Below are 12,930 nucleotides of genomic sequence, written 5' to 3' on the forward strand. Positions count from 1 at the left end.
CTACTGTTTTGGGGCGCTGACAGATGGCTGCGGCTGTTGCTGCTGCGCCTTCCAGCGCTCGATATTGCGTTGCAGCGCGGCTTCGGTCAGTCCGGACGCGGGCAATTCTGTCATCTTTTTAGCGAGCTGTCCGCGCAACCACGGATCGTTGCAGGCGGAGTTGTGCGAAACCGCGAGGAACAGGCCCGGCCGGTCGATCGGTTGCTCGAAGGCCAGCAGATCATTGGCCATGCCCAGTGCCTGCGCGGCCGCCATGCCCGAGTAGCGGCCGGCGAGTACATATTCCACCTCGCCCAGCAGCAATTTCTGAAAGGCCTGGGTGATGTTTGCCGTCCGAGTCAGGGTCAGATTCTGCTCGGCGAAAGTGCCGAATTCTTGGGTCATGCGAGACTTTTCCGACACCCCGCCGGTGTGTCCGTGCAGGTCCTTTGCTTCGCTGTAGACCAGCGTCGAGCCTTTGCGCGTCCACACCAGATAGTCGTTTTCCAGCAACGGCGGATAGATGTAGTCGAGGTTTTCCAGCTCGTTGAACATCAGCGGCGTGTCGGCCAGCATGTCCATGCGCCCGCTGCGCACCTCATCGAGGGCCTGCGCGCGTTTGCCGGCATAAAGCAGCTCGACCTTGATGCCGAGGTCCTTGGCCACTTGCTGCAACAGGTCGGCACTGGCGCCGATCAGCTGTTTGGGATTCTGCGGGTCCTGCCACAGGTACGGCGGTGCATCCGGGCTGCCGGTGACGACCAGGCGCTCGCATTTGCCGGCGGCCGCAGCCATCCCCGGCAAGAGGATCAATCCCAATAACAACCTGCGGCGCAGATCCATGGCAAAACACTCCCACTCAAATCCGAGACAAAAAAAAGCCCGACCAGAAGGCCGGGCTCTTTATAAGTGAAGCCGCCGGATTAGACCAGCTTCTCCAGCTCAGGAACTGCTTCGAACAGATCCGCCACCAGACCGTAGTCGGCCACCTGGAAGATCGGCGCTTCTTCGTCCTTGTTGATCGCAACGATCACTTTGGAGTCTTTCATGCCGGCCAGGTGCTGGATCGCGCCGGAGATACCGACGGCGATGTACAGCTGTGGTGCAACGATCTTGCCGGTCTGACCGACCTGCATGTCGTTGGGTACGAAACCTGCGTCGACCGCGGCGCGCGAAGCGCCGACAGCAGCGCCCAGCTTGTCGGCCAGGGCGTACAGGTGTTTGAAGTTGTCACCGTTCTGCATGCCGCGACCGCCGGAAACGACGATCTTGGCAGCGGTCAGTTCAGGACGATCGGACTTGGCCAGCTCTTCGCTGACGAAGCTGGAGATGCCAGCGTCGTGGGCAGCAGCAACGGCTTCAACGGCAGCCGAACCACCTTCTGCAGCAACCGGGTCGAAACCGGTGGCACGTACGGTGATCACCTTGATCGCGGCGGTCGATTGCACGGTGGCAATCGCGTTACCGGCGTAGATCGGGCGCTTGAAGGTGTCAGCGCTTTCGACCGAGATGATCTCGGAGATCTGGTCAACGTCCAGCGCAGCAGCAACGCGCGGCAGGATGTTTTTGCCGTTGGACGTAGCGGCAGCCAGGATGTGGCTGTAACCCTTGCCCAGCTCAGCGACCAGCGGAGCAACGTTTTCCGGCAGCTGATGCGCGTAAGCGGCATTGTCAGCGTTGAGGACTTTGCTCACGCCAGCGATTTTCGCCGCGGCTTCAGTCACGGCGCCAGCGCCCTGACCAGCAACCAGCACGTGAATGTCGCCGCCGATTTTCGCAGCCGCAGCCACGGTGTTCAGCGTGGCCGGGGCCAGCACTTTGTTGTCGTGTTCAGCAATAACCAAGATAGTCATTTAGATTACCTTCGCTTCGTTTTTCAGTTTCTCGACCAGTTCAGCCACCGACTTGACCTTGATGCCTGCGCTGCGTGCAGCCGGCGCTTCGACTTTCAGGGTCTTGTTGGTGGAGGCGGTGGAAACGCCCAAAGCGTCCGGAGTCAGCACTTCGAGAGGCTTCTTCTTGGCTTTCATGATGTTTGGCAGGGACGCGTAGCGCGGCTCGTTCAAACGCAGGTCGGTGGTGACGATGGCCGGCAGTTTCAGGGAAACGGTCTGCGCGCCGCCGTCGATTTCGCGGGTCACGGCAACGCTGTCGCCGGAAACTTCGACTTTCGAAGCGAAAGTGCCCTGACCGTAGCCGCTCAGTGCAGCGAGCATCTGGCCGGTCTGGTTGTTGTCGCTGTCGATGGCCTGTTTGCCCAGGATCACCAGCTGAGGCTGTTCCTTGTCGACCACGGCCTTGAGCAGCTTGGCCACGGCCAGCGAAGTCAGGTCTTCAGCGGATTCGACGAGGATGGCGCGGTCGGCACCCAGAGCCAGTGCGGTACGCAGCTGTTCCTGAGCGGTGGACGGGCCGATGGAGACGACGACGATTTCAGTCGCAACACCTTTCTCTTTCAGGCGTACGGCTTCTTCCACTGCGATTTCGCAGAACGGGTTCATCGACATCTTGACGTTGGCGAGGTCTACGCCGGAATTGTCCGCCTTGACGCGGACCTTGACGTTGTAATCCACAACGCGTTTGACAGCTACAAGAACCTTCATGGATTCCTCGTTACTCTCCGGTGAAAAGAAAGTCGCCTAGGCGAACCTGGCGGATGATGCTCATCGGGCACAAGGGCACCTCTAAAAACGCCGGCTGGGGGCGATGACCGTTCGTCAGTGGTGACCAACAAGTCATTGCTCTGCACGGTGTGTAAACTGCGCGCCGGACCTGCGCTGCGCATCACCTTCAACTGCCTGTGCCCTGTCTTTAGAGGTGCTCTTGAAACCGCCAGTCTGCCTACGGCGAGCGCAAAACCGCCCGTATCTTGACCGGAACGCCTATTCCGGTCAATACGGCAAAATGGCCGTTCATAAGCCGCGCTTCTTTGATTTCTCTGGGCTGGAGCCGATTCAAACAAACGTTTGTATTGGACGCTCAGAGTGGTGTAGATATAATGCGCCGCCCAGAGAGAAAGGTGGCTTTTCCTTTATCCCCCTTGACGTTAACGTAAAGGCATAACGGAAGCGACATCAAACCTCCAAATTAGAAAAAAAACTGTTGAGCCTTGAGTAGGAGATAGCCTGTGGAACGCGAATACATGGAATTCGACGTGGTCATCGTCGGTGCCGGCCCCGCTGGCCTGTCCGCCGCCTGCCGTCTGAAGCAGAAGGCCGCCGAAGCCGGTAAGGAAATCAGCGTCTGCGTGGTCGAAAAAGGCTCCGAAGTCGGCGCACACATCCTTTCCGGTGCCGTGTTCGAACCACGCGCTCTGAACGAACTGTTCCCGGACTGGAAAGAACTCGGCGCCCCGCTGAACACCCCGGTCACCCGCGACGATATTTTCGTCCTGAAAAACGCCGACAGCGCGCAGAAAATTCCAGACTTCTTTGTGCCCAAGACCATGCACAACGAAGGCAACTACATTATTTCCCTGGGCAACCTGTGCCGCTGGCTGGCGCAGCAGGCCGAAAACCTCGGCGTGGAAATCTACCCGGGCTTCGCCGCTCAGGAAGCGCTGATCGACGAAAACGGCATCGTGCGCGGGATCATCACCGGTGATCTGGGCGTCGACCGTGAAGGTCATCCGAAAGAAGGCCTGTACACCCCGGGTATGGAACTGCGTGGCAAATACACGCTGTTCGCCGAAGGTTGCCGTGGCCACATCGGCAAGCAACTGATCAAGCGCTACAACCTCGACAGCGATGCCGACGCCCAGCATTACGGCATCGGCCTGAAAGAAATCTGGGAAATCGACCCGGCCAAACATCAGCCTGGCCTGGTGGTGCACACCGCCGGCTGGCCGCTGGACATCATGGGCACCGAAAACACCGGTGGCTCATTCCTCTATCACCTGGAAAACAACCAGGTGGTGGTCGGTCTGATCGTTGACCTGTCCTACAGCAACACCTACCTGTCGCCGTTCGACGAATTCCAGCGCCTCAAGCATCACCCGGTGCTGGCCCAGTACCTGGAAGGCGGCAAGCGCGTCAGCTACGGCGCCCGCGCAATCTGCAAAGGTGGCCTGAACTCGCTGCCGAAAATGGTCTTCAAGGGCGGCGCGCTGATCGGTTGCGACCTCGGCACCCTGAACTTCGCCAAGATCAAGGGCAGCCACACCGCGATGAAGTCCGGCATGCTCGCCGCTGAGTCGGTGGCTGACGCACTGTTCGCTGACAAGGACGGTACCGAAGAACTGACCACCTATGTGGACGCGTTCAAGAAGAGCTGGCTCTACGACGAACTGTTCGCCAGCCGCAACTTCGGCCCGGCGATCCACAAGTTCGGCGCGATCGTCGGCGGCGGTTTCAACTGGCTGGACCAGAACATCTTCGGCGGCAAACTGCCGTTCACCCTGCACGACACCAAGCCGGATTACGCTTGCCTGAAGCTGGCGGCCGACTGCAAGAAGATCGACTATCCGAAGCCGGACGGCAAACTCAGCTTCGACAAACTGAGCTCGGTGTTCATCTCCGGTACCAACCACGAAGAAGAGCAGCCGTGCCACTTGAAGCTGACCGACCCGAGCATCCCGATCAGCAAGAATCTGCCGCTGTACGACGAACCGGCGCAGCGCTACTGCCCGGCCGGCGTCTACGAAGTGATTACCAAGGAAGACGGCGAGAAGCGCTTCCAGATCAACGCCCAGAACTGCGTGCACTGCAAGACCTGTGACATCAAGGACCCTTCGCAGAACATCACCTGGGTCACGCCGGAAGGCGCCGGCGGCCCGACTTACCCGAACATGTAAGGCGTATCGCTGAACAACGAGGCTCCCGAATTGGGGGCCTTTTTGTTGCCCACGATTCCAGCATTCCTCTTGTAGGAGCTGCCGAAGGCTGCGATCTTTTGACGCTGATCTGAAAAATCAAAAGATCGCAGCGTGCCGCAGCTCCTACAAGGATCGCGGGTCCATCGAGAGCGTTGCGACTGACTCAAGCCGCGCGCTCATCACCCGGGCTGCGCTCGAAGTAGCGCTTGTACTCGCGACTGAACTGCGACGTACTCTGATACCCCACCCGATGCGCCACCTGCGCCACACCCAACCCTTCAGCGATCAGCAAGGTCTGCGCCTTGAGCAAGCGCAAACGCTTCAGGTACTGCACCGGCGACAGCAACGTGCTGCGTTTGAAGTGTTCGTGAAAGGACGAAACGCTCATGTTCGCGCAACTGGCCAGGATCTCGACATTCAGCGGCTCTGTGTAGTGCGCGTGCAGATGGCTGATCGACGCCGCCACCCGGGCGAACTGTCCCTGCTGCTCCACCAGCGCGCGCAACACATCGGCCTGCGGTCCGCGCAGCGCGGTGAACAATAATTCGCGCACCCGTGCCGGCCCCAGAATCTGACACTCCAGCGGATCGTGCAGGCAGCGCAGCAAGCGTTCGACACAGCCGCGCATGTCATCGTCGAGCACCACCGAGGTCATCGACTCCGGCGTCTGCGCCGGAATGTGCCGCCCCGGCGCCAGCCCCATGGCCAGCACCAGTTCACCGAGCAACACCCGGTCGATCGCCACCGACACCCCCAGCAACGGCGCATCCGGCAAGGCAAAGGTTTCGCACTCGAACGGCACCGGCAGCGCCTGAATCAGGTAGTGCCCGGCGCCATATTCCATGGTGCGCGGGCCGAGGAACGCCAGTTTGCTGCCTTGGGCGATGATCATCAGGCTCGGCTCATAAATGTGCGGGCCGCGCGCGACGTCGCAACTGGCGCGCAAGACCTGCACGCCGGGCAACCCGGTCTGGCTGTAACCGTCGCGAAGCGCCAGCGGTTCGATCAGCGAAACCAGCGTGGCATTGGCATCAAGGTGGCGGGTCAACTGCATCGGAGGGGTCTTCAAAAAAGTCACGGAAAGAGGCATGCAAGCATCATCGCAGATCCTTTTGCCAATGCGCTCGCGCAGACCTGCATGCCGGAGGATTAGGCATGAGACCCGGAGGAATCGTCATGGCCGCCGCGACAGACGGCGCCCAAAATGCACCACCTCACCTGTCACTGCTTCTGCGAGGTTTCTCATGTACACCGCTATCGGTTATGCCGCTCAATCGGCCACCACTCCCCTCGCCCCGATGAAATTCGAACGCCGCAGCCCTCGCGCTGACGACGTGGCGATCGAGATCCTCTACTGCGGCGTCTGCCACTCCGACATCCACCAGGCGCGCAACGAATGGGGCATCGCCGTTTACCCGTTGATGCCCGGCCACGAGATCGTCGGTAAAGTCACCGCCATCGGTGCGAACGTCACCCAACATAAAGTCGGCGATCTGGTCGGTGTCGGCTGCATGGTCGACTCCTGCCGCACCTGCGCCGCCTGCCAGCAGAACCTCGAACAATACTGCCTCGAAGGCCCGACCATGACCTACGCCACCCCGGACCGGGTCGACGGCAGCAACACCATGGGCGGTTATTCGGACAGCATCGTGGTCAGCGAGCACTTCGTGGTGCGCATCCCGGAGAAGCTCGACCTGGCCAGCGCCGCGCCGATCCTCTGCGCCGGCATCACCACCTACTCGCCGCTCAAGCACTACGGGGTCAAGGCCGGTGACAAGGTCGGGATTCTCGGCATGGGCGGCCTGGGCCACATGGGCATCAAGTTTGCCAAGGCGCTGGGCGCGGAAGTCACGCTGTTCACCCGCTCGGCGAGCAAGGCCGAGGAAGGTCGTCGTCAGGGCGCCGATCATGTGATCGTCTCCACCGACGCCGAGCAGATGGCCGCCGCCGCAGGCCGGTTCGACTTCCTGCTGGACACCATTCCGGTGCAGCACGACCTCAACCCGTACCTGCAAACCCTGCGCTTTGATGGTGTGCATATCCTGGTGGGGCTGATCGAGCCGATCGACCCGCCGGTGCACGCCGCCAACCTGGTGCTGGGCCGCCGCGTGCTGGCCGGCTCGTTGATCGGCGGCATCGCCGAAACCCAGGAAGTGCTGGATTTCTGCGCCGAGCACAACATCACCTGCGACATCGAAATGCTCGACATCCGCCAGATCAACGAGGCTTACGCCCGGATGATCGCCGGTGACGTGAAGTATCGCTTCGTGATCGACATGGCGACGCTCAAGGTTTAAGGCTTCAAACCTTCAAGCCAAGCTCCGCCGACAGCCGGGCTGTGACTCCTTTGATCAGGGGGATCAGCTCGGCCATTTTTTCCAGCGGCATGTACGGCACGGTGCTGGCGATGCTGATCGCCGCGACAATGCGCTTGCTCGCATCACGAATCGGCGCCGCCACGCAACGGATCGACGGTTCGTTGTCTTCCAGATCGAACGCGTAGCCGCCAGCAACGTACTCGGTCATGCGCTGCTCAAGCTGTTCCCACGATTGCTGGGGATGCTGCGGCCAGAACTGACTTTTCCCACCCGCCGGCAGGCTGATGTCGTACAGCCGTTGCCAATCCTGCGGGGCATCATCGAGCATCAACGCCTTGCCGATCCCGGTGCGCGCCAGCGGCATGCGATGGCCGACCCGCGAACGCATTTCCGGGCCATTGCGCCCCGGATTCTTCAGCAGGTACAACACCTCGTCGCCTTCACGAATGCCCAGGTGCACGGTGTCGCCGGTCAGCGCCGACAACTCGTCCAGATACGGCCCGGCCAGATTCACCAGCGGCAATTCTTCGCGCGCCTGAAACCCCAGTTCGATCAGCTTCGGCCCCAGCAGATAACCGATTTGCGGCACCACGCGCAGGTAGCGCTCGTCCACCAGGCAACTGGCCAGACGATGGGTGGTGCTGCGCGTGGTGCCGATCAGCCGGGCGATCTCTTTCAGATCGCGGGCGCCACTGGCCACCGCCTGCACCACCCCCAGTCCGCGAAGCAGCGTCTGGGTGCCGGTGGGGGCGGCGTCCTTGGTTTTTTCCGGGGCGTCTTCCTGCATATCCAGCCTTTTACCGTTGAGCGAGGGAACGGGCGGCATTATGGTCGCCCGATGCGGACCACTACAACTCGATACGCTCGACCTTGCCCACCAGCAGCACGTAAGACAACGCACCGATCAAGGCCAGCACGGCGATGTAGGTGATTGCCGGGGCGAACGAATCGCCGCTGGCAAGGAAGCCAATCACGATCGGCGTGGCAATCGCCGACAGGTTGCCGATGAAATTGAACACTCCGCCGGTCAGGCCCAGCAACCGCGCCGGCGCCAGCGTCGAGACCAGCGACCAGGTGATCGACGCCAGCCCGTTGCCGAAAAACGCCAGCGCCAGGAAGGCGATCACCAGCGGCGTCGACTCAACGAAGTTGGCACCGATGATCGAGGTGGAAATCAGCAGCCCGCCAATGATCGGCAACTTGCGCGCAAACCCCACGCTGCAGCCCCGCCGGATCAGCCAGTCGGAAAAGAACCCCGAACACAGCACGCCAATGAACGCGGCAAGGAACGGCAGCGACGCCAACAGGCCGGACTTGATGAAATCCATGCCACGATATTTCACCAGGTAGGTCGGGAACCACGTCAGGAAAAACCACAGCGTCGAGTTCAGGCAGAACTGGCCGAGGTAGATGCCCCACAACTTGCGCTTGGTCAGGACGATGCCCAGGTCGGTCCAGTTGAACGGGGCCTTGGTCGTCTGCGCCTGAATATCCACCAGTCCGCCACCCTCGCGGATCAGATCGATTTCCGCATCGTTGGCGCCCTTGAAGTCTCGCGGCTCGCGATACACCGCGTACCAGATCGCCGCCCAGACAATCCCCGCCGCGCCGGTGGCGACGAACACCATGTGCCAGCCGAATTCATGTTGCAGCCACGCCAGCACCGGGGTCAGAAACGCCAGCCCGACAAACTGCCCGGAGCTGTAGAAACCAATCGCCGTGGCCCGCTCGCGTTCGGGAAACCAGGTGGTGACCACGCGGCTGTTGATCGGATACGCCGGCGCTTCAAGCGCACCGACCGCCATACGCAGCACAAACAGTGCAATGAAACTCGCGGCAAAGCCGAGCATCACCGTGGCCAGCGACCACAGCAGCAGCGCAACGCTGTAGAGAATGCGCGGCGGTACCCGATCCACCAGCCAGCCGCCGGGAATCTGCATCGCGGCGTAGGTCCAGCCGAACGCGGAGAAAATCAGCCCGACGTGTACCGGATCGATGCCCAGTTCGCTGGTCAGCGCCGGCGCGGCAATCGACAGGTTGCTGCGGTCGAGGTAGTTGATGACCACGGTGATGAACAGCAACACCATGATGAAAAACCGCTTGCGGCTGGGCGTGACTAAAGACGCCTGCCCGGTGAGGGTTTGCGGTGGCATGAGGGGGTGCCTCTTCTTATGATTATTTGAGGTCGGCCTATGGCCTTGCACCAATCCCTGTAGGAGTGAGCCTGCTCGCGATTCGGTGGCACATCTGGCATTGATGTGTCAGACAAGACGCCATCGCGAGCAGGCTCACTCCTACAGGGGATTTGTGGTGGATCAGAAGGCACTCACCACTCGGCAAAGCTGCCATCGGCATGGCGCCAGATCGGGTTGCGCCAGCGGTGGCCGACGGCGGCGCGTTCGATCACGTATTCCTCGTTGATCTCGATGCCCAGCCCCGGCCCGTTCGGGATCTTCACGAAACCCTGGTCGTAGTCGAACACCCGTGGATCCTTCACGTAGTCGAGCAAGTCGTTGCTCTCGTTGTAATGGATGCCCAGGCTCTGCTCCTGGATAAACGCGTTGTAACAAGCCGCGTCGAGTTGTAAACACGCTGCCAGCGCAATCGGCCCCAGTGGGCAATGCAGCGCCAGCGCCACGTCATAGGCCTCAGCCATGTTGGCGATCTTGCGGGTTTCGGTGATGCCACCGGCGTGGGAGGCATCCGGCTGGATGATGTCGACGTAGCCTTCGCTCAACACCCGTTTAAAGTCCCAGCGCGAAAACAGCCGCTCACCGAGAGCAATCGGCGTACTGGTCAACGGCGCCAGCTCCTTCAACGCTTCGTAGTTTTCGCTGAGCACCGGCTCTTCGATGAACATCAGTTTGTACGGGTCGAGTTCCTTCATCAGCACCTTGGCCATCGGCTTGTGCACCCGACCATGGAAGTCGACGCCGATGCCGACGTTCGGCCCGACCGCATCACGCACCGCAGCAACGTTGGCCAAAGCGAGGTCGACTTTCTCGAAGGAGTCGAGGAATTGCAGCTCTTCGGTGCCGTTCATTTTCACCGCGGTAAACCCACGGCTCACCGCCTCCTTCGCAGCGCGCGCAGTGTCAGCCGGACGGTCGCCGCCGATCCACGAATACACACGAATCTTGTCACGCACCTGACCGCCGAGCAGATCGCTCACCGACACGCCGAGCGCCTTACCCTTGATGTCCCACAACGCCTGATCGATACCGGCCAGCGCACTCATGTGAATCGCACCGCCACGGTAGAAGCCGCCGCGGTACAGCACGGTCCAGATGTCCTCGATGTTGCGTGGGTCTTTGCCGATCAGGTAGTCGGACAATTCCTCAACGGCAGCCGCAACGGTGTGCGCACGACCTTCGACCACGGGCTCGCCCCAGCCAGTGACGCCCTCGTCGGTTTCGACCTTGAGGAAGCACCAGCGCGGCGGGACGATGAAGGTGGTGAGTTTGGTGATTTTCATCGGCTTGTCTCTCTTATTCGGATGAAGCGCACGCAGCGCCAAAAAGTCTTAACGAAGAGCCTTCCACGCAGCCACATAGGCCTTGGCATTCACCGCCACTTGCTCAGGCGTCATGCCCGGTTTGAACAGCCCGGAACCGAGGCCGAAGCCTTTGACGCCCGCGTCGATAAATGCCTGCATGTTGTCCGGGGTGATCCCGCCGACCGGCGCCAGCACCGTCCCCGATGGCAACACCGCGAGCCAGGCCTTGACCACCGCCGGGCCCATCTGCTCGGCCGGAAACAACTTGAGAATGTCCGCGCCCTCCTCCAGCGCCGCGAACGCTTCGGTCGGCGTGGCGACACCCGGCGACAGAAACAGCCCCGCCGCTTTCGCCGCGCGCAGTACCTTGGCGTCGCTGTGCGGCATGACAATCACCTGGCCGCCCGCCTCTTTGACCAACTCGACATGTTCCGCAGTCAGCACCGTACCGGCACCGATCAGGCAATCGGCGGGCAAGGTCTGGCGCAGGGTGCGGATACTTTCGTACGGCGAAGGGGAATTGAGCGGTACTTCGATGACGCGAAATCCGGCGGCATACAGGACTTCTCCGACAGCGGCAGCTTCCTGCGGATGCAGGCCACGCAGGATCGCGATCAGACCGTTTTGTGCCAGTGCTTGCTTGAGCATGTCAGGCCTCCAGTCAGGGTTAACGGGATGAGGAATCGATAAGTCCGGCGGCCAGCGCCAGTTGCCACAGGCCGCGCTCGGTGGCCTGCTCGGCCAGCGTCACTGGGGCGAAACCGCAAGCGTCGAGGGCGCGGCTGTAGCGGGCGCAGAGTTGCGCGTTGCCGATGAGGATGATCGAAGGGAGATTCGTGTTGTTGCGGCGACGCCGCTGAACCGGGGCAAGGGCCGCCAGCTCATGGCCGATCATCAGCCCGGACAGGTAATCCGCTTGCGCCGTCGGGGCAAGTTCGCCGGTCAGGCCCAGGGTGCGCGCACTGAACAGCGTGGAAAGCACGCCGAGTTCACCGTCCGCCGACAGCGCCACCTGAACGCCACGGTCAAACGCCTGGCCATCGAACGTCGCACCCTGTTGCTGGGTGCGACCGAGAATGCTGTGTTCACTGAGCACGGCGAACACTTCGCCGGTCATGAACGTATCGAAATGCGTGATGCAGCCATCGACCACGTCCACCCACTTGGAATGGCTGCCCGGCAGGCCGATCAACAGATCGTCGCCAGCATCGACCGGCAGGTTCTGCAGTACGCCGAGCACTTGGGTTTCTTCACCGCGCATCACGTTGGGCAGCCGTGAGCGCTGGATCACGCCCGGCACGATATGCACTCGCGTACCGCGCAGACTGACCAATGTTTGTAGGGAGTTTCCGAGATGGGCGACGTTCGCCGGTGTTTCGCAGTAGGCCGCTTCGCGCCAACCCTGGGCGCTGCCGACCATCCCGCAAGCGATCACTGGCAGATCCGGCTGCGCATCGAGCCAGTCGCCACAGGCCTCGTCAAAGGCCAGCTCAAAACCGTCGGCGCATTCACCACCGTTGATGACTCGCGAAGTCTTGGGCAGCTGCATGATCCCGGACGACAGCGCACGCTGCTCCAGCACCACTGCGCCCGCGGCGAGTTTGTAAGCACGTAATGAGGTCGTCCCCCAATCGAGCGCGATCAATTGCGCCTGCATCGCTTCACCTGTTTTGTTTTTGGCAGTGAGTGCGATGGACTATAAACCTTGGCGCAGGAAAATCTCAATATATAAATATCTCTCCCATATTATGGGATTTACAAGTGTAACAACCGTTTCTTTGCCAAATCTCTAAAATGCCGGTCGCGTCCACGCAACGATTGCTCACGACCTGTTCAAGGAAGAAAAAATGAAAACCGCTTTAACGGCGTTACTGCTCTGTGGCGCGCTCTGCTTCGCGGCGATTGCCAGCGCCTTGCCCGCTATCAAAGAAGGCGACATCTGGGCCTATAAGACCCGCGCGGGCGAAGAAGCCTCAACCGTGACCATCCTCAAAATCGAGAACTATCCGCACTACGGCACCGTCGTGCATATCCGCGTGGATGGCATCCGGATGACCAACCCGGTCACCGGAGGCGAGTTCAACGAAATGCCGCATCTGCCTTTTCAAGCCGCAGCATTGCAGCGCAGCCTGACCCGGCGCTTGGGCGAAACGGCGCAGATTCCGGATTTCAGTCAGGGCTACACCTACTGGAAAGCGGCTTTCGATGAAAGGAAGGCCGGGGCTTTCAAGATTTCCGTGCGCAAGACACTTGATGGATTGCTGAGCGGCAATTGGGAAATGACTGATGATGAAACAGCCAAAACCACATCGAAGCCCTGAGGA

The 12,930-nt window shown here is 60.9% G+C and carries 12 protein-coding genes; 3 read left to right on the forward strand and 9 right to left on the reverse strand.

Annotated elements, in window-relative coordinates; all coding sequences use genetic code 11:
• From HBN98_RS06045 to HBN98_RS06055, 3 genes are all read right to left on the reverse strand, one after another.
• Window positions 1–822, reverse strand: coding sequence for a substrate-binding periplasmic protein (locus HBN98_RS06045; protein WP_083368258.1), 822 nt, complete (start codon window positions 820–822; stop codon window positions 1–3).
• Window positions 823–902: 80 nt separating this feature from the next.
• Complete coding sequence (locus HBN98_RS06050; protein ID WP_083368257.1) at window positions 903–1,832, reverse strand: electron transfer flavoprotein subunit alpha/FixB family protein; 930 nt, start codon at window positions 1,830–1,832, stop codon at window positions 903–905.
• Window positions 1,833–2,582 carry an electron transfer flavoprotein subunit beta/FixA family protein gene (locus tag HBN98_RS06055; protein WP_003226982.1) on the reverse strand — a complete coding sequence of 250 codons (750 nt, stop codon included), beginning with the start codon at window positions 2,580–2,582 and terminating at the stop codon, window positions 1,833–1,835.
• Window positions 2,583–3,106: 524 nt separating this feature from the next.
• On the opposite strand from HBN98_RS06055, the gene HBN98_RS06060 reads away from it, so the two are divergent.
• Entirely contained in the window at window positions 3,107–4,771 is a 1,665-nt protein-coding gene (locus HBN98_RS06060; protein WP_083368256.1) for an electron transfer flavoprotein-ubiquinone oxidoreductase, read from the forward strand.
• 184 nt (window positions 4,772–4,955) lie between these two features.
• Here the strand turns inward: HBN98_RS06060 and HBN98_RS06065 are convergent, their stop codons facing one another.
• Window positions 4,956–5,846, reverse strand: a complete 891-nt coding sequence (locus HBN98_RS06065) for an AraC family transcriptional regulator (RefSeq protein WP_083368255.1) — start codon at window positions 5,844–5,846, stop codon at window positions 4,956–4,958.
• Between the two features lie 190 nt (window positions 5,847–6,036).
• Here HBN98_RS06065 and HBN98_RS06070 point away from each other — a divergent pair, with 190 nt between their 5' ends.
• Complete coding sequence (locus HBN98_RS06070) at window positions 6,037–7,089, forward strand: NAD(P)-dependent alcohol dehydrogenase (RefSeq protein ID WP_083368254.1); 1,053 nt, start codon at window positions 6,037–6,039, stop codon at window positions 7,087–7,089.
• Between the two features lie 4 nt (window positions 7,090–7,093).
• Here the strand turns inward: HBN98_RS06070 and HBN98_RS06075 are convergent, their stop codons facing one another.
• From HBN98_RS06075 to HBN98_RS06095, 5 genes are all read right to left on the reverse strand, one after another.
• Window positions 7,094–7,897, reverse strand: coding sequence for an IclR family transcriptional regulator (locus HBN98_RS06075; RefSeq protein ID WP_064588657.1), 804 nt, complete (start codon window positions 7,895–7,897; stop codon window positions 7,094–7,096).
• A gap of 61 nt (window positions 7,898–7,958) precedes the next feature.
• Entirely contained in the window at window positions 7,959–9,263 is a 1,305-nt protein-coding gene (locus HBN98_RS06080) for an MFS transporter (protein ID WP_083368253.1), read from the reverse strand.
• A 173-nt stretch (window positions 9,264–9,436) separates the two neighbouring features.
• Complete coding sequence (gene dgoD / locus HBN98_RS06085) at window positions 9,437–10,621, reverse strand: galactonate dehydratase (RefSeq protein ID WP_262378972.1); 1,185 nt, start codon at window positions 10,619–10,621, stop codon at window positions 9,437–9,439.
• Window positions 10,622–10,633: 12 nt separating this feature from the next.
• Window positions 10,634–11,254 (reverse strand): 2-dehydro-3-deoxy-6-phosphogalactonate aldolase, encoded by a 621-nt coding sequence (locus tag HBN98_RS06090; protein ID WP_083368252.1) that lies wholly within the window; start codon window positions 11,252–11,254, stop codon window positions 10,634–10,636.
• A gap of 19 nt (window positions 11,255–11,273) precedes the next feature.
• Window positions 11,274–12,263, reverse strand: coding sequence for a 2-dehydro-3-deoxygalactonokinase (locus HBN98_RS06095; RefSeq protein WP_083368251.1), 990 nt, complete (start codon window positions 12,261–12,263; stop codon window positions 11,274–11,276).
• Between the two features lie 190 nt (window positions 12,264–12,453).
• Between HBN98_RS06095 and HBN98_RS06100 the strand changes: the two genes are divergently transcribed.
• Window positions 12,454–12,927, forward strand: coding sequence for a hypothetical protein (locus tag HBN98_RS06100; protein WP_083368250.1), 474 nt, complete (start codon window positions 12,454–12,456; stop codon window positions 12,925–12,927).
• Window positions 12,928–12,930 lie beyond the last annotated feature (3 nt).

It is taken from the genome of Pseudomonas koreensis (assembly GCF_012986595.1).
In the GTDB taxonomy this organism is placed as follows: domain Bacteria; phylum Pseudomonadota; class Gammaproteobacteria; order Pseudomonadales; family Pseudomonadaceae; genus Aquipseudomonas; species Aquipseudomonas koreensis.